Below are 17848 nucleotides of genomic sequence, written 5' to 3' on the forward strand. Positions count from 1 at the left end.
TCAATTCAGTGCCCGGTCCAGGTGGACGTATCCGCCATCGACGAACACCCATTGGCCGGTGGTGTGTGATGCGCGATCAGAGAGCAGGAAGGTGGCGGTATTTCCGATTTCTTCGGGTGTGGTCATGCGATGCTCCAGAGGAATCTTGTCTGTGATGACCGACAGGCGTGCCTGCTGGGCCTCTTCATCGCCAAAGGTCTTGATCCAGTCAGCATAGAGCGGGGTCCAGCATTCCGAGACCACGATGGCATTCACTCGTACGTCATCATGGACCAAGGCCGCAGCCCATTCTCTGGTCAGGCCCAGAATCCCGCCCTTGGCTGCTGCATAGGCGCTGGTCTTGCCCTGACCGGTCACAGCGGTTTTGGAGGTGATGTTGATGACTGATCCGTGGCTTTCCTTGAGGTAGGCACAAGAGGCGTGCATGAGTTCGTAGTAGTGGGTGAGATTGCCGTGTACGGAACGCTCGAACTCGCGCCAGTCAGTAGTTTCCAAAGCCTTGTTGTCGTTAACTCCAGCGTTGTTGACTATGCCATCGATATGACCGAATTCCTTGTGTACCTGCTCTACAATGGGTGCTATGCTGTCGGTGTCATTCAGATCCAAAATGAAGGTCCGGTAGGTATCGGTATAGGCCTCGATGTCCTTGCAGAACTGGTCCCTGGCTGACTCGTCACGATCTATGACTGCGGTTATGGCACCCTCCTGGGCCAGTTGTAGGGTGATGCCCCTGCCGATGCCCTTAAAGCCACCGGTGATGATGAATACCTTGTTCTTGAGATGCAGATCCATGAGAACTCCTTTGTCTATATGGATGATGATTTGTTTGAGGTTCAGTGATTGGACCGGATTTTGATTGAGGTGGGCCGCTCTCACTCCTGGTGCAGGTAGCGCTGTGCGGTTTCCACGGTCATTTCGGCTCCATTGCCGGGAGCGGTCGGTGCCTTATACATGCCTTGGCTGATATGCACGGGGTTCACGAAATATTCGTGCTGGTTGTCCACGTACTCGATCATTCGGCCCTGTGTGGTGCATGAGACGGCTGCGTAGTCGAACATGGCGAAGTGGCAGACCATCTCGCACAATCCGACCCCGCCGGCGTGGGGGCAGACTATCTTGTGGAACTTGCGAGCTAGCAGGTATTCCAGAACTATCTCCTGGGGGCCCGCCACTCTGGTGGCGTCGATCTGCATGATGCCGAAGGCGTTAGCCTGCAGGAACTGCTTGAACATGATGCGGTTCTGCATCTGTTCGCCGGTTGCCACGGGTATGGGATTAATGGCTCTGGCAATGGTTGCGTGGCCGATGATGTCGTCGGGGCTGGTAGGCTCTTCGACCCATGCCAGGTCGAAGTCATGGAAATGGTTGATCCAATCAATGGCTTGCGGGACATCCCAGACCTGATTGGCGTCGACGGCCAGGCGGACGTCGGGACCGATGGCATCCCTGGCCAGTCCCAGACGGCGTATGTCATCATCGAGGTTCTGGCCTACCTTGAGCTTGATTTGCTTAAAGCCCTTTTCCTGAGTCTCTCGTTTGGCGATCTCCACCATCTTTTCGTCGCTGTAGCCAAGCCAGCCGGGTGCTGTCGAATAACCGGGGTATCCGTGCTGGCGAATTTCTTCGATGCGCTCCTGCTTGCCGGATTGCCCATCCTTGAGGATATCTATGGCTTCCTCGGGGCGCAGGGCATCGGAGAGGTATCTAAAGTCCAATGTGCTGACAAGATCCTCTGGATCCATTTCAGCCAGCAGCAGCCACAAGGGTTTTCTCGCCCTTTTGGCTTTCATGTCCCAAAGAGCGCTCAGCAGTGCGCCGATGGCCATGTGCTCGACTCCCTTTTCGGGCCCCAACCAGCGCAGCTGTGAGTCATGGACCAATAGGTCCCAGGCCAGGCCCATGCTGTCCAGTAGACGTTCAACCTCCAGGCCGCGCAGAGTCTCTCCTATGGAATCTATAGCTCTGCAAACGACATCGTTGCCTCGTCCGATGGTGAAGACCAGGCCACAACCTTTGATGCCGTCGTCAGCCGAGGTGTGTATTTCCACATAGGCGGCCGAATAGTCGGGGTCCTTGTTCATGGCATCCGACCCTGACAGGGTCAGAGAAGTGGGAAAACGAAAGTCATACGTTTTCACCGCAGTGATAGTACTCATCGTGGCTCCTTTGCCAATCTTGTGAACGTATACCTCAGTATAGGCGTAGAAATAGAAATTTGAAAATTAGAAATGTAAAAATTCTAAATCCGACATGGATGCTTTTGGTGCTTCGTTGGTTACGATTGGTGGGTAATGGAAAGGACGCACATGGCCAGACAGGAACCAGGCAATCCCCACGTTGGCGCCATAGCCGAGCAGCTCGGCATCTCTGCTTCGACCGTCTCCAAGGTGATCAACGGTCGACCGGGCGTGGCGGCAAAAACCCGTCGAAGGGTCGAAAAAGCTTTGGCAGACGAGGGCTATGCGCATCCGCTTGTCAGCACGAAAATTGCTCAGACAATTGAGCTGGTTGTGGATTATATTGCCAACAATGGCACCATCGAGATGATACGTTATGCCTCGAAATGGGCCTTGGATGCCGGTCTGGCTTTGACGGTGACACAGACTGATCACCAGCGACGTGCTGAGGAATGTCTGAGGGGGATCATTGATCGTAACCCGCTGGGGGTGATCACCCAGATGTCCTCCATAGACCAAGAGGGCAAGAATGTGCTCAAAGCAAGGGGCATTCCCCTGGTGGCGGTCGATCCAGTGGATTTGGTCAGCGACGAGGATATGAGCATAACGCTAGACAATTGGACTGGAGGATACCAAGCGGCCAAATGCCTTCTTGACGCTGGGCACCGGAGCATTGGCGTTATCGCCGGACCGGCGACTGTGCAATCCGCGCAAGCCAGACTGGCTGGATACCGAGCAGCATTGGCAGCCATTGGTGCCAGCCTGCCGTCGAGCATGGTTCAGCAGGGGGACTATTTGCCTGACAGGGGATACCAAGCCGCCTGTGATCTGTTGGACCGCGATCAGCGTCCGACTGCGATTCTGGCCTGCAACGACTTGACAGCTGTCAATATCTATAGAGCGGCTCGCGAACGTGGGCTGGAGCCCGGGCAGGACCTGTCCGTGGTCGGATTCGACAACGTCTATCCGTCCTCTTATCTGATGCCTGCCCTTACCACGGTGGACCAGCCATTTGATCTGATGGCCAGGATGGCGGTGGGAATGATCCTCGATGCGCGCCAGGGTAAGGAGTTCCAGCGGCATGTGGTCATGCCAACCCGTCTGGTCAGTCGGCATAGCGTGGTCAACCTGACCCGTGCCCGTCGTCGTCTGCGCGCGGAAGGCCGGGTTCAGGAGGATGCAGAATAGCCCAAACTATTCCCTGATTCGCTCAATGCGTACTCACTTCGTGACTGCCTGCTGATGAATACACTCGTACTTCGGCAATCGCGGGGACGGGTTTCGTCCCTGCCGCACCGGTCGAGAAAGAGGTAGCCACAGTGAGCAGCTACACGATGGAAACTGCACGTTGGATCCGTCATGCCACCATGGACGACTTTGAGGCGATCATGCCTGTCTACGCCTACGCCAGAAAGCGGATGGCCGAGACCGGCAACCCCCGCCAGTGGGGGGACAAGTACCCTCTGCCCGAACGTATCCGCGAAGACATCGCCGGGGGCCATACCATGCTCTTGGTTGACGATGCAGCTGGTATGGATCAGATTCCTGAGGATCCCGCCTACCCTGAACCTGAATTGGACGAGCACAAGGGCAGCCACGAGCGCATCATCGGCGTTTTCGCCCTCTTCCATGACCCGGAACCTGATTATCGGGTCATCGATGGCAGCTGGCTGGACGACCGGCCCTATACCACCATCCATCGGGTGGCCGCCTCCGGCCTGGGACGTCACGCGGCCGGGGACCTGCTTGACTGGAGCATGCGCCGGTACGAGAACATCCGCGCCGATACGGGACTGAAGAACTACGCCATGCAGCACATCCTGGAGACCCATGGCTTCACACGCTGCGGCAACATCATCATGCCTGAGAACAAGGAGATCGAGAACGTGCGGGTGGCCTACCAGCGGCACGACCGTCCCCTTGACCTAGCAGAACGTGAAAGGGTCGGCAAGCGCTTGGTCGCCGTCTGAGGGCGGGGGCCGACCGTCGCAGCGCCGTCGCACAATGGAGCCATGACATTGAGTGCAGCACCGGCATGGCGGTTCTCCGGGCCCGAGGGCCAGAGACATTACGAGCAGGCTCTTCGGGCCTATACTGGGCAGATCATCGTGGACTTGCGGACCTTGAAGGCCAATATGGTCACCCTGGTGAAACTGGTTCATTCCACGAACCCCGATGCTGCAGTCATGGGTGTGGTCAAGGCCGATGCTTACGGACACGGGCTCATTCCTGTGGCCCTGGCGGCCTTGTCCGGCGGGGCCACCTGGCTCGGCACGGCCCAGGCCAGCGAGGCCCTTCGTCTGCGCCGGGCGGGCATCGGATCCGACCGTTGTCGGGTTTTGTCCTGGATGTTCAATGGGGACCGCGCCCCCTTTGATCAGTTGATCCAGGCTGACATCGATCTGGGCATCGGTTCCCTAAAGACCATGGACATGGCGGCGCATGCAGCAGATCAGGTCGGCAGGCCTGCCCGTGTACACATCAAGGTGGACACCGGCTTCGGGCGCAACGGCTTTACCCCTGAAACCTTCGGGGATGCCCTGCGCGAGCTCTCCCGCCTGGCTGCCAAGGGGCTGTTGGAGCCCGTTGGGCTTTTCAGCCATCTAGCAGTGGCCGACATGCCTGGCGTGGACGAGTTCGTGTCGTCCACTGATGATCAAATCGCCCTCTTCGAAGAGTTCTCTGACAGGATGACGGCCGCTGGCATGAAACCTGAAATTCGGCATCTGGCCAACACTGCCGCCACGCTCACCCGTCCCGGGATACGTTATGACCTGACCCGTCCGGGCATCGGCCTGTACGGATACGAGCCTGATCCCTCCATGGGGGTTTCGGCCGATTACGGTCTGCGTCCGGCAATGACCCTTCAGGCCCAGCTGGGCACTGTCAAGGATATGCCAGCCGGTCACGGCATCTCCTACGGACGCACTTATCTAACGGAGAAGTCGACAAGCACGGCCATCATGCCCCTGGGATACGGCGACGGGATTCACCGGTCTGCCTCGGGCTTCGACCGCCAGGGCTATATGGGCCGAGAGCGCCTGGGTGGACCCGTCCGTCTGATGACTCGTCAAGGATCCAAGTTGGTTCGCGTCGCTGGCAGGGTCTGTATGGACCAGTGCGTTCTTGATCTCAAAGGTACGGCTTCCGACTTGGGAGTTAGCGAAGGCGATACCGTTGTGCTCTTCGGGCCAGGTCGGGGGGAGGATCAGGCCGAGCCAACCGCTGATGACTGGGCCCGGGCCGCTGACACCATTAGCTATGAGATTTTCACTTGTCTGAGTAATCGGATTCCACGGCTCTATCTGGGCGTATATGAGGTAGTCGACCCCGACGATCTGCACCTGATTGCCCCTGAATCCATTCTTTGAGACCACTATCACAGGTAGAACCTAGGCTTGGGGCCTTGTCAAGGGGCAATATAAGTGGTGAGATGAGGTTATGACTACATATACAGGAAATGAACCAAGCAACATCTCATACACAGCCGTAGCTGACATTACCGGTGGCCGCGAGGGCCATGGGGACAGCCACGACCCCGATCTCTCCCTGGATCTGGATACACCAAAGGCCATGGGGGGCAAGGGTCAGGGTACCAACCCCGAGCAGCTTTTCGCCATCGGCTGGGGCGCCTGCTTCCAGGGAGCCATGGGACTGGCCGGCAAGGAGTTGCGTGTGCCGGCCACCAAGCTGGCCCAGAGCAAGGTGCGCACTCATATCTCCCTTGGTGACCAGGGCGAGTCCTTCGGCATCAAGGCGCTGATTGAGGTCTGCCTGCCTGGGGTTGATCGTGATCTGGCCAGCCGTCTGGTGGAACGCACTCAGGAGCTCTGCCCCTATTCCAAGGCAACGGCGGGCAATGTGCCCACTGAAGTGGTGGTCGTGGATAACCTGGACTGAACGGAGCGGGCGCGCCTGATGGGCACTGATGAGGAGGGCGGATCCCGCCTGCTGGCCGAGGGCTACTCTGCCCAGGATCAGGAACGGTGGGCGCCAGAACCCCCAAAGACCAGCAGCAGGACCGCCTTTGAACGCGATAGGGCGCGCTTGGTCCATTCTTCAGCCTTGCGTCGGTTGGGGGCCAAGACGCAGATCCTGGTCGCCGGCACTGACGATTTTGCCCGTACACGGCTGACCCACACCTTGGAGGTGGCCCAGATCGGCCGGCAGATTGGGACCATGCTGGGCTGTGACCCTGACGTGGTGGACTGTGCCTGCTTGGCCCATGACCTGGGTCATCCGCCCTTCGGCCACAACGGCGAACGTGCCCTGTCTTCGCTGGCCTCGGATATTGGGGGATTCGAGGGCAATGCACAGACCCTTCGACTACTGACCAGGCTGGAGCCCAAGGTCTTCCATCCTGACGGACGTTCAGCAGGAGTCAACCTGACCAGAGCCGCGCTGGATGCTGCGGTCAAATATCCCTGGACCCTGGCCGAGGCCTCGGCTCATCCCAAGGGGGAGAGAACCGCCAAGTTCTGCGTCTACCCTGACGACCAAGAGGTCTTCCATTGGCTTAAGCAAGGGGCGCCGCCGGCCAGCACGCCTATGGAGTGCCAGGTCATGGATCTGGCTGACGACATCGCCTACAGCGTCCACGATGTGGAGGATGCCATCGTGGTCGGATCCTTCGTGCCTGAGCGGCTGGCTGAGCCCAGGATCATTGATGGTGTGGTCCGGGCCGCCCGATCCTGGTATGGCGATCGATGGGATGCCGACCAGCTGGTCCGAGCCTTGGAGGCCGTCCGCAGCATGCTGCCGACGGGCTTTGACGGTTCACGCCGGGCCTTGGCTACGTTGAAGAACACCACCAGCTATCTGATCGGTCGCTTTGCTGACTCCGTGGAGGCGGCCACGCGAAGCCGTCACGGCCAAGGCCCCTTGACCAGGTACTCGGCTGGGCTGGTCATTCCTCCCCGGACCTCTTATGAGATTGTGGCCTTGAAGGGGATTGCTGTCTACTTCGTCATGGCTCCCCGTGAGAAGGAACCCTTCCACGAGGAGCAATTGAAGATTGTGACCGACTTGGTTGAGGTGATGATGGCCGACTCGCCTGCATCCTCTGATGCCTTGGAGGATGTCTTCCTGGAGGATTGGCGTCAGGCAGGTTCGGATGGGGAGCGATTGCGGGTGGCCATCGACCAGGTGGCCTCTCTTACCGACGGCTCCGCGCTGGCCCTGCATTCCCTGGTCTGCCCCTAGGCCTGCGGCATTTACGCCGGGCGCAACACATCGGCCTGGGCCGGTAGGCTGGGTGTCATGTCCGGAATGATCAAGAAGGAAGACATCGAGAAGGTCAGAGCCAAGGCCGATCTGTATGAGATCGTCTCTGAAAGCGTGACTCTGAAGCCTTCCGGTTCCGGCACCTACATGGGCTTGTGCCCCTTCCACGACGAGAAGTCTCCTTCCTTTTCGGTGCGTCCCTCTATGGGGGTCTGGCACTGCTTCGGCTGCGGTCTGGGCGGCGATGTCTTTACCTACGTGGAGCAGGAGGAGAACGTCGAGTTCGGCGATGCCGTCGAGATTCTGGCAGACAAGTACCAGATTGAGCTGCATTACGAAAACTCCCGTCAGGACAAGCGTCGCGGGTCCAAACGTTCCCGGCTGCTGGAGGCCAACGAGGAGGCCCAGCGTTTCTTCGTTTCGCAGATCATGAGCAAGGATGCGCTGGCGGCGCGCAAGCTCTTGGCGGGCAGAACCTTCTCCCAAGCAGACAGCGCGCATTTCGGCTGCGGATATGCCCCACGCGGATGGGACAACCTGGTTCGCCATCTGTCCACCAAGGGTTTCACCCAGCAGGAGATGCTGGATGCAGGGCTGGCCAGAAAAGGGCAGCGGGGGGTCTATGACTACTTCCGGGGCAGGGTCACCTGGCCTATCAGGGATTCCACGGGCCGCACCCTGGGTTTCGGCGCTCGCAAACTCTACGAGGACGACGGCATCAACGCCAAGTACATCAACACGCCAGACACCCAGCTCTACCGCAAGAACCAGGTGCTCTACGGCATAGACCTGGCCAAGGCCGCCATCGTCAAAAAGCGACAGGTAGTTATAGTAGAGGGCTATACCGACGTCATGGCCTGCCACCTTGCCGGTGTCGACACAGCTGTAGCCACCTGCGGCACTGCCTTCGGTGAAGACCATGCCAAGATCGTCCGCCGGCTCATCTCCGACGACGCCCTCGGCGCCATTCAGCTGGTGGGGCCTGTCCGGGGCTCTCGGGTGGTCTTCACCTTCGACGGTGATGCTGCCGGGCAGAAGGCCGCCCTGCATGCCTTCGGCCTTGACGGGAGCTTTCTGACGCAGACCTTCGTGGCGGTGGCCCGGGAGAATCTGGACCCCTGCGATCTGCGCATCCGCTACGGCGATGAGGCTGTGCGATCCCTGGTCGAGCACGCCCGACCGCTGTATGACTTCGTCATCGACACCGCCGTGGCCATGTTTGATACCCAGTACACCACCGGGCAGATGGGAGCAGTCAAGGCCGTGGCGCCTATTCTGGCCCAGATCAGGGACCGCTCCCTGGTGGGGGCCTATACCCGTAAAACCGCCAGAAAAATCGGCGTGGATCTGGATCTGCTGCGCCAGGAGGTCAACAGGGCCCGCCGCAAGCTGCATGTGAAGGACCAGGATGCCTATGCGGTCCGCACTCCTCACCGCGGCGCGGGTGAATCTGAGGGTCGTGCGGGCCAAGGCAGTGACGATGCCATGCGCCGCCGCGGGATACAGCGTGAGGATGCCCTCCGACAGGGCTACCACCACATCGATGATGCTGTCTTCATCTGCGAGCAGCAGTTCATGGGTGTGCTCATCCAGATCCCCAGAGCGGTCGGATCGGATGCCTTCGCCCAACTCAGCCCAGATAGTTTCGAGGTTCCGATTTTCCGCTCGCTCTATCAGGCTGTGCAGGCAGCCGGAGGGCTGCCCGACAGGAAGACGCCCCAGGGGCTGTGGATGCATAATTTGACCAAGGCTGGCGGGCCCATGCTGGAGTCGGCCATCAATGAGCTGGCCGTCATGCCCCTGCCGCTGAATTTGGATAAGCAGGAGGATAGACAGAGGAGCTCAGGATCGGACTCCAAGAGAGGCAATAAGAAAGAAGACCGGGACGAGGGCTCCAAAGAAGCGGATGTTCAGTTGAGGCAGCCTAGCCCGGAGGAGCGTCAGTATGCCTCCGAGCTGTTGGCAAGGCTGTTGGATGCCACCTATATGCGGCTGATTGCCTCGGTCAAGCATCAGATGAATCAGTTGCCCGACGGTCAGGAGAAGTTCGATCTTCTTGGCCAGCTCACTCAATACGAGACCCAGCGTAACAACTTGCGCAACCAGGTCTTCGGCAACACCGAGTGAACTGGTGGTCAGGTAAGTTGGTCCTCCCTGTCCTTGTCGAAGTTTTCCTTGTAGACAGGGACGGAGAGGACCTGGGGTTGGTGTGGTCTCCCCGTTAGGCTGGGAAGGATATCTGTGAGTTGATGCAGGTCATCACAGTAACAACGATCGCGGTAATGATGCCACCCAGATAGGGATTTCTGGTGTGACGGTAGATCGCCCGGGTCACCAGAGGCATGACAGCCAGCGGGACCAAGGGTGTCAGCATCCAGTCTGGTATCTGTGTGTTGTTACCGAACAGGCCGTTGACTCCAGTGACGAAGAAATACCCGTATCCAACCACTGCTATAAGCAGAGCCGGCAGCATGTTGAAGAATGCCAGCAGACCTATGTTGGCTGTTGAGTTCCTCCCGAATGAGGTGGAGTAATTCAGGCTATTGATGAAGACCGATGTGGTTCCGTAGGCTACAAGGAAGAAGGGCAGTAGCTTGAGCATCTCAGGAATCTTGTCGGCGGTAAATGGTCTGGCGGCCCAGTACCAGAACCGGAAATCGGAGTTGAAGAGGAACTTGCATGTGAAGATCAGCAATATAGCCAGAAGACTGACTGTCAGTGCAAGCGTTATTGTCTGCCAAAGTCTTCCTCCACCGATGGGCAGATCAAGATCCGAGACTTTAGTCCCCCTCTTTCGCGCATACAAACGGTACCACAGAATTGTCAACGCGATCATGAATATGGCATTCAGACAGCCCCACACACCGTAGAACAAGGGCATACCTTGCCGAAAGTAGTTGCCGATATGCTTGTCGACTTTCAGCCCGAACAACGTCAAGGCGCTGGCAACTGAGAAGGCGGTGGCCGACAGTAGGCAGACCCAAAGCCATACTGAACCTCCCTTATAGGTATCAGCTTGACGCATGCGTGCCGGTTCCTCTGAGCCGGCCTTTTTGAAGAGGCTGGTTCTGACCAGACAGAGTGTTCCATAGACCATGAAGAGCATGAGGCCGATCAGTCCAAGAAGCCCTCCGATCATTTTGACAGGATAGATATGATTGCTGTCGGCAAGGTCGGTTTTCATGTTGAAAGCCCTAACCATGAATTGAACAGCATCGGTGCATGGTTGGGATAGGAAGAGCACTGTTCCGTGCGTCCCGTTCTCCATATAAATGACGTGTGAGGCTTGATGGCCATTGATCTGCTTGCGGTACCACCGGCCGCTGATCCCTGCAGGTGTATGGTCAGTGGGCGTGATGCCGAAGTTGAGGAAGGACCGTGCGTTATTTGATTTGAGGTACTGCGGGTTGGGCTTAATTTTGCCAGTTGACGTATCTTTTTCCTTGAAAGAGTAGTCGTCGTATTTGCCGGCGAGTACTCCTACGGTGCGCTCGCGATAGTAGTTGAAGTACTTGCCGTTGGTGTTCTTCTTGGCTGCTTCGACGACGTTCGTCTTGCCGGGAACATACCCGAAGGCGGCCGTCTCGTTGTCCTTATAGACCGGGTCTCGGCTGACATAGAGCACGGTCTTGATCAGTGGATGCTGGCGCTTATTGTCGATCAGGATGGATTCATGGATGGTGTTCCCGCCTCTTGAATGCCCTGAAACCCCTATCCGATCAGCATCGACAAAGGGGAGAGAGGTGAGGTATTCCACCGTGTCATACAATCCGCGTCCATTTACAAGCCATTCCTGGTCATTGAGGATTTCAGATTCGCCATGGCCGTAAAGGTCGAAAGATATCACGACGAAACCTCTGCGAGCCCACTCGATCTGGAAGTCATCGCTTTTTTCTTTGTTGGTGTTACCTCCGTGAGCAAAGACAATGGCAGGTGCCGGGTGCTTAGAAGAAGCTGTTTTCGGCTGGAGCATGTCCATGCTCAATCGGTGGCCTGACGGCGATTCAATTTGCAGCGTCTCCTTTGTAACGCGTCCTCCATCGGTTTGAGCCAGATTGGACATAAGTCCGCACGCCAGACAGAGAATGAGTGAAATGGCCAAGCCAATGACCGGATTGTTGATGATTGAGGATTTTTTCATTGATTCGTCCTTTTTGTGATGTTTTCATAGTCGCCCAGGATTGTTGCTTTCATTGATGATCCTCGTTGTTCATCGCGTATGTAGGTGCTGAAACCAGCAACGACTACGACTTATCTAGTTTTGGTGCAAGACAGAGCACGGTAATTGTTCCCCGTTTGGATAACCGGTGATGCCTTACTGATATAGTATTACTGGTAAGGCATGACAACCTGGTTTTTGTACCTATTTTGGCTCTGTGGCACATTCTCAAGTACCGGATGGATGGGCGGAATACGCCGTAGTATTAGGTATGAACATACAACGCAGAAGGACGGCTTTGCACTACAGTCAAGAGTTCGTCGCCTATAATGCCAACCTTTCCCGGTTCGCATATCAACAGTTGGAGCATGGCCAGTCGCGACCCGGGAGCCCAGCCAATCCCAGTTTGATCAACATTATGGCAGTTGCTCAAGTGCTCAATGTGAGTCTGGATGAGCTGCTGCCTGATCCATGGCCGGATCTTCATGCTAAGTAATGTGCAGCAGCGCCATTCTTAAGACAGGCCCTGCCGATAGGGTGAATGCATGAACATGGAGCATCAAAAGGATAATAAAGCCCGGTCTGCTGTGGGACGCCGGCCGCTTGCGGTCTTCTGGGACATGGACGGAACTCTGATCGATTCAGAGCCTTACTGGCATCAGGCGGAGGTCGATCTAGTGCGTGAGCATGGAGGAGACTGGAATGCCGACATGGGGTGGCAGGTTTCCGGCAAGCCTCTGACCAAAGTGGCAAGGGTAATGCGGGAGCGTGGTCTTGACCTTCCTGAGGATCAGATTCCAGATCTGCTGATTGATGGAGTAATCGCCATGGAGGAGCGTCACATGCCTTGGATTGAAGGGGTTCGTGCCATCCTGACAGACTTGGTTGAGGCCGGCGTCCCCTCGATTCTGGTCACTACTTCGCCACGCCGCATGGCTCAGGCTGTGGTCGCTAAGGCACCCGAGGGAGCTTTTACCGACTATGTCTGCGGGGATGATGGGCTGGCGCAGAAGCCCGATCCTGCTCCCTATCTGCATGCGGCCAGTCTGGTGGGCATCAACAGCCCTGATTTGATGGCCTTCTGCCTGGCTTTCGAGGATACCCTGACCGGCATCACCTCGGCTGTGGCCTCAGGAGCTACTACTGTGGCCTATACCGGCACCAACCCGGTCGACACATCATCAGGCCCCCAGTTCGCTTCCTTGAATAGCTATGTTGGAGTAACCTTGAATGATTTGTCTGCTCTGATTGTCGAGCGACTCGGACGATCGGGGTCGCCGGCTGCGCAGACTTGCTGAATCGATCCGCCTACTGCAGGGCCCGGTATTGTCGGCTGGAACCGTGCGAAGTGGCCACCAGATATCTGTCGGCCGTCCTTTGCAGTTTGTACATGATGATTCGGTCCATGTCCAGATCCAGTCGATCCGCCAGCTGGATGCAATTGGTGAGCACGTCAGCCAGTTCGTCGGTCACGTGGCCTTCATTTCCGTCCCTGGGATCATCCCCCCCCCCCCCCATTGATGGCATTCCAGGAGCTCGGCAGCTTCTCGATGCAGATGGATTTGGCTAGGTTTGCTGGCGTGTGAAATTGATTCCAGTCGCGCTCGTGCACAAAATCCATCACTGCTGTTTCTGTTTCCTTGCTGATCATGATTTCGAGCCTATCAGCCGGCTCTCCTGCCATCAGCTTGGTGCGGGCTGGTGGCATGCATTGAGCCGCGTCAGTACCTATATTTTATGTATGGCAATAATGCGTTATTGCCTTGAATGGTGATAGGTGTTCTTCGATTAAGTGACCATAAATAGGTGCTGTTGTGGTAAAACCCTGTACCCTAGAATGTTAGCTAGGTTGACCTCAGACTGCCATAGCCCTCGTACTGATGGCCATCAGTTGGTACTTTTGGCGATCATTCGAGCAGATGTGCTCAAGCAATTGGTAATGGCTTATATAAGGGCTATCTATTCTCATCTTGTATTGCTAATAACTACGGTTTGGCATGCAGTTGGGCCTTATCAAGCCGAGAATGGAACCCGTAAAGGTTCAAAATGATGCTAGATTGTGAAACAGATTCGTCTGGACAAGTGGAGTGAGGCATCTATGGCGGTGACCAATCGCGAAGAACAGATATTGGGGTTGATCAGACAGAATCCGATGATTAGTCAGAACGAACTGGCTCACATTTGCGGCATCACTCGTTCCGGTGTTGCTGCGCATATATCCAATCTTGTGAAGAAAGGCTATTTGTTGGGAAAGGGGTATATAGTTTCACCGCCTACCTATGTCGCAGTGATAGGCGGGATCAACTTGGATATTTATGGTATGTCAGTAAATCCTGTCGTAAGTCATTCTTCTAATGTTGGGAAAATCACGTTCAGCCCTGGTGGCATAGGTCGTAACATCTCGTATGATTTGGGATGTTTGGGCGTAAAGAATTATCTCTTATCAGTCTATGGAGACGATCACAACGGCGTGTTCTTCAAGAAAGATGCCATGGCTAATGGCCTTGACATAACATACTGCCAACAGCTGAGCAACACTCCAACTTCCACTTATTTGTCAATCAGCGGTCCTGACGGAGATCCTATGGTGGGGTTGGATGACATGGCCAGCAGTGAGCTTATCAGCCCGACTTTTTTGCGTGAGCGTGCACACGTTATTGTTAATGCAAATGCTGTTGTTCTCGATTCCAGTTTAACAGCTGCCTCGATTGCCTGGATATGTGACCATTATTCTGGTCCGATCTATGCTCGAGTTGTTTCTGTCAATAAAGCTTCGCGTTTGATACCTGTGTTGAACAGAATCGATACTTTGGTACTTAGTCGTGCTGAGTCGCAATTATTGACAAACACGGATGCTTTCGATGAACAAAGTAGTCAGCTTTGTGCTCGTTTCCTGCATGAAGCAGGAGTTCGCTGTGTATATCTGCTTATAGATGGCGCGGGTAATCTATACAGCGATGGAAGCAAATACGTATTCTGTCCTGACGATCAAAGGACCAAGAGCAGACACAATAACGGCGCAGCCTCAGCTGCCTTGTCTGCTCTTCTTTGGTCCCATAGCAAGAAAATGGGCTACCGGGACTGTGCGGAGACTGCATATGCTGCGGCTGCTATGGCCATGGACTGCGTCCAGTCAGTCAATCCGAGTCTGAGCCCGAAAGCCTTGGAGGCTCGTCGCCATTCGTTTTTTGCACGAGAATGATCAGCTGTCATTAAGTTCCAGCCATAGATCTTTTTCACACAGCAAACCCAGGCTCCTCTCGTAGAGCGGCATCAATGCCGATTTTCAATCCATTTGACAGCGAAGCGAGTCTTCCTTATCATACAAGTAACATTTGTTTATAGAATAAAACAATTGTTGGTTGTGTCTATGAACGCAACTATGGCAAGGAGGCTGGTTTCAATGGTGGATTTCGCAAAGTGCTTATGCGACACCAATCGATATGTTGTCGTTATAGGTGGCATGAATATGGACATTTGTGGACGTCCGAATACTGCCATCGTAGATCGTGATTCAAATCCAGGGAAAGTAAGCTTGTCGGTTGGCGGGGTTGGACAAAATATGGCGCAATCCCTTGCCTGCCTTGATGTACCCACATACTTGGTGACTGTTTATGGCAATGATGCCAACGGGCGAGTCATGGAGCGGACCTGTCGGGAAAAAGGCATCCATCTGGAATATTCGCAACGTCTAGATGATTACAGATCGTCGACTTACATGTTTATTACAGATGAAACGGGCGATATGCTCGTTGCGGTCAATGACATGGATATCTGCAAACAAATCACACCTTCATTCCTGAAGACCCGTCTTGATTTTGTCAACGGGGCTGCAATTTGTCTTTTGGATGCGAATCTAGCGCCTGAAACCATGGAGTGGATAGGTAGAAACGTAACGGCGCCGCTTTTCGGCGATACCGTCTCGACTATTAAGGCGGATCATTTCCTGCCCATTCTTAATAAAATGAGTGTGCTTAAGCCCAATGCGATCGAAGCGGGAAAGCTAAGCGGCATAGATATACACGACAAAGCCTCTGCTGAAGAGGGAGCTGCCTGGCTTTTGGACAAAGGCGTCAAAACCGTATATATATCCTTGGGAGCAGAAGGCATTTTGTGTGCTTCCCGGACTTCCGGGACGGAGGAAATGGTTCACGTTCCGCCTTACCCGACGGCCATAGTTACGGCGAATGGGGCCGGAGACACAGGAATGGCTGCTATTGCATGGAGTTACTTCGATGAACCGAATCGTCCTATACGAGATGTAGGCCGCATAGCTCAGGCAGCCTCCAGCATTGCGCTGGAATGCACCAAGGCGGTTCCTGATATCGATGTGCAAAAGATACGTGACAAGATGTCCGCACCCTTAGTTGTTGCATGAACAAATGGTTTTACCACACGGCGAATTTGTCAGTAAAGGAGAACAATGGTAGTCAAGCAACTCTATTCCATCATTCATTATGATGAAAGCATTAAAACCATGGAGGCAGGTGCCGATCATATTGGATTGGTGCCCATGCAGAATGGTGGCGTACCTGCTCAAAGGGTCCCATTGGATCGAGTTCACAAGATTTTCGACGAATGCAGGAACCGCGGAGTGAAAGCAGTGGCCATCATGCTGACCAATGACCCTGACGAGATGATCGAACTAGCCAAACTCATACAGCCTGACATCCTTCATATCGCCGGTGATGGGTATGAGGCCGATAAAACCTTTGCCGAACGGTTGAAAAATGTCGCGCCCACCACAAAGCTTATGCAGGCTGTGCTGGTTAACGATGAATCAGCTGTTGAGCGTGCCAAGCGTCTAGCGGATTTCTGCGATTTCATACTCACGGATTCTGGTCTGGCCCCAGATACGGGCATAGGTGCCAGCGGGCAGACCCATGACTGGAATATCGATGCACGCATTGTCGAGGAATGCGGAAAACCGGTCATCATGGCTGGAGGGCTCGGTCCAGATAACGTAGCGGATGCAATAAGAAAATGCAGGCCATATGGCGTGGATTCGCTCACTAAAACAAGTATCAAGTTCCAGGACGGGTACATGCAGAAGGATATCGACAAAGTTCGTGAATTTTGCAAAAATGCAGACCGCGCGGCCGCAGAAGTAGGTTGCTGATTATGCAATATAAGTTGCTGCAGCGTGTAAAGGTCGTCTCCACTGATGATTTGGGCGAAACCCTAAAAGAGATACTTCAGACCGAATCATACAAGCGGCCCTTGGTAATAACTGATCATTTTGTATCAACAATGCCCCTAGTCGTCAAGGCTCTAGATTGGCTTCGCTCATGTGGAATCGCGGTTTCAGTCTACAACAATGTCGGTTCCGATCCTGCCGAGGGAACAGTAAACGATGCTTTTCTGGCTTTCAAGCAGCATAATGCAGATAGCTTGATTGCCATTGGTGGAGGAAGTTCCATGGATGTGGCTCGCGGAGTCAACATCGTCAGAACCAATGGTGGAGACATTCTGAATTACACTGATCCGACCAGGCCAATTTCACCCTGCCGTGGCCAGATCAGCGTTCCTACCACTGCCGGAACCGGAAGTGAAATGTCCAATGCTCTTGTCGTTACTGATGAATCGTCAAAGACAAAGGTGACCATTTTAGCGGATCCTGCCGTCAGCGAATATGCCGTGCTCAATCCTGAATTGACCCTGTCTTTGCCTCCTGCAATGACCATCGCCTGCGGCCTTGATGCCTTCGGTCATGCGGCGGAAGGATATCTGTCTCGTCAATCAAGCCCCGTAACTGATGCGATTTGCGAAAAAGTCATGTACCTGCTGTACCAATACCTGCCACGTGCTGTGGATGAGGGGAACGATATAGAGGCTAGAGAACGGATCATGGTGGCCGCGAACCTGGCCGGTTGGATGCTGAACAATACAGGTACGATCGTCGGTCATTCCATCGCTCATGTGCTCGGTTCCCGATACCACATCATCCACGGTGAAGCTGTGGCTTACGCCCTCCCTGCAGTCATGGAGTTTGTAAGCCCAGTTCGTCCTAAGAAAATACGCGAGATTGGTCAGATTTTAGGAGCTTCTTATCCTGAATCCGCGCCCCCGGAGCAGACAACGGTTCTGGCAGTACGAGCCTTCAAGGTTTTCCGGGATAACATACTTGGAATGCGTCCATTCGATACCTACCAGATAGATCGTAAGGAACTGCTGAGCAATGCTTCAGCTGTTGCCAATGAGCGTTTCGCCGGCAATACGCCCCGTACGGTTGATGAGGCAGCAGCCGGTGATCTTCTCGAAGGTTTCGGAACTCGATGATTATCATCAT

Annotated in this window: 15 protein-coding genes and 1 pseudogene; 12 read left to right on the forward strand and 4 right to left on the reverse strand. The window is 55.0% G+C overall.

The features are described 5' to 3' along the window. Together J3T93_RS01315 and J3T93_RS01320 are read right to left on the reverse strand one after the other, a co-directional pair. Nucleotides 1-792 carry an SDR family oxidoreductase gene (locus tag J3T93_RS01315; RefSeq protein WP_267430233.1) on the reverse strand — a complete coding sequence of 264 codons (792 nt, stop codon included), beginning with the start codon at nt 790-792 and terminating at the stop codon, nt 1-3. 80 nt (nt 793-872) lie between these two features. Then, on the reverse strand, nt 873-2156 hold the full coding sequence (locus J3T93_RS01320) for an enolase C-terminal domain-like protein (protein WP_267399581.1): 1284 nt from the start codon (nt 2154-2156) through the stop codon (nt 873-875). 150 nt (nt 2157-2306) lie between these two features. Between J3T93_RS01320 and J3T93_RS01325 the strand changes: the two genes are divergently transcribed. The 6 genes from J3T93_RS01325 to dnaG all read left to right on the forward strand — a co-directional run bounded on the left by J3T93_RS01325 (nt 2307) and on the right by dnaG (nt 9527). Continuing rightward, complete coding sequence (locus tag J3T93_RS01325; RefSeq protein WP_267399582.1) at nt 2307-3365, forward strand: LacI family DNA-binding transcriptional regulator; 1059 nt, start codon at nt 2307-2309, stop codon at nt 3363-3365. A gap of 131 nt (nt 3366-3496) precedes the next feature. Continuing rightward, nucleotides 3497-4147 (forward strand): N-acetyltransferase, encoded by a 651-nt coding sequence (locus J3T93_RS01330; RefSeq protein WP_416378808.1) that lies wholly within the window; start codon nt 3497-3499, stop codon nt 4145-4147. A gap of 42 nt (nt 4148-4189) precedes the next feature. After that, the gene (gene alr, locus J3T93_RS01335; protein WP_267430234.1) at nt 4190-5548 is read left to right on the forward strand and encodes an alanine racemase; all 1359 of its coding nucleotides are present in this window, start codon (nt 4190-4192) and stop codon (nt 5546-5548) included. A 70-nt stretch (nt 5549-5618) separates the two neighbouring features. Further along, nucleotides 5619-6077 (forward strand): Ohr family peroxiredoxin, encoded by a 459-nt coding sequence (locus tag J3T93_RS01340; RefSeq protein ID WP_267399584.1) that lies wholly within the window; start codon nt 5619-5621, stop codon nt 6075-6077. 18 nt (nt 6078-6095) lie between these two features. After that, nucleotides 6096-7379: a deoxyguanosinetriphosphate triphosphohydrolase gene (locus tag J3T93_RS01345; protein WP_267430235.1), complete on the forward strand. Its 1284-nt coding sequence runs from the start codon at nt 6096-6098 to the stop codon at nt 7377-7379. A 57-nt stretch (nt 7380-7436) separates the two neighbouring features. Then, nucleotides 7437-9527: a DNA primase gene (dnaG, locus tag J3T93_RS01350; protein ID WP_267430236.1), complete on the forward strand. Its 2091-nt coding sequence runs from the start codon at nt 7437-7439 to the stop codon at nt 9525-9527. A 94-nt stretch (nt 9528-9621) separates the two neighbouring features. Here the strand turns inward: dnaG and J3T93_RS01355 are convergent, their stop codons facing one another. Next, nucleotides 9622-11541, reverse strand: coding sequence for an alpha/beta hydrolase (locus J3T93_RS01355; RefSeq protein WP_267399587.1), 1920 nt, complete (start codon nt 11539-11541; stop codon nt 9622-9624). A gap of 289 nt (nt 11542-11830) precedes the next feature. Between J3T93_RS01355 and J3T93_RS01360 the strand changes: the two genes are divergently transcribed. Continuing rightward, nucleotides 11831-12055 (forward strand): helix-turn-helix domain-containing protein, encoded by a 225-nt coding sequence (locus J3T93_RS01360; protein WP_110417844.1) that lies wholly within the window; start codon nt 11831-11833, stop codon nt 12053-12055. Nucleotides 12056-12104: 49 nt separating this feature from the next. Then, on the forward strand, nt 12105-12857 hold the full coding sequence (locus tag J3T93_RS01365; protein ID WP_267430237.1) for an HAD family hydrolase: 753 nt from the start codon (nt 12105-12107) through the stop codon (nt 12855-12857). 10 nt (nt 12858-12867) lie between these two features. Here J3T93_RS01365 and J3T93_RS09990 read toward each other — a convergent pair. After that, a pseudogene (locus J3T93_RS09990) lies at nt 12868-13210 on the reverse strand (nucleotide pyrophosphohydrolase). 447 nt (nt 13211-13657) lie between these two features. On the opposite strand from J3T93_RS09990, the gene J3T93_RS01380 reads away from it, so the two are divergent. From J3T93_RS01380 to J3T93_RS01395, 4 genes are all read left to right on the forward strand, one after another. After that, nucleotides 13658-14761, forward strand: a complete 1104-nt coding sequence (locus J3T93_RS01380) for a PfkB family carbohydrate kinase (RefSeq protein WP_267430240.1) — start codon at nt 13658-13660, stop codon at nt 14759-14761. A gap of 201 nt (nt 14762-14962) precedes the next feature. Then, entirely contained in the window at nt 14963-15937 is a 975-nt protein-coding gene (locus tag J3T93_RS01385; protein WP_267430241.1) for a carbohydrate kinase family protein, read from the forward strand. Nucleotides 15938-15982: 45 nt separating this feature from the next. Then, nucleotides 15983-16678 carry a phosphoribosylanthranilate isomerase gene (locus J3T93_RS01390; protein ID WP_267399591.1) on the forward strand — a complete coding sequence of 232 codons (696 nt, stop codon included), beginning with the start codon at nt 15983-15985 and terminating at the stop codon, nt 16676-16678. 2 nt (nt 16679-16680) lie between these two features. Further along, nucleotides 16681-17838, forward strand: coding sequence for an iron-containing alcohol dehydrogenase (locus J3T93_RS01395; protein WP_267430242.1), 1158 nt, complete (start codon nt 16681-16683; stop codon nt 17836-17838). The last annotated feature ends 10 nt before the right edge of the window (nt 17839-17848 follow it).

It is taken from the genome of Bifidobacterium sp. B4111 (genome assembly GCF_026537235.1).
Lineage (GTDB): Bacteria > Actinomycetota > Actinomycetes > Actinomycetales > Bifidobacteriaceae > Bombiscardovia.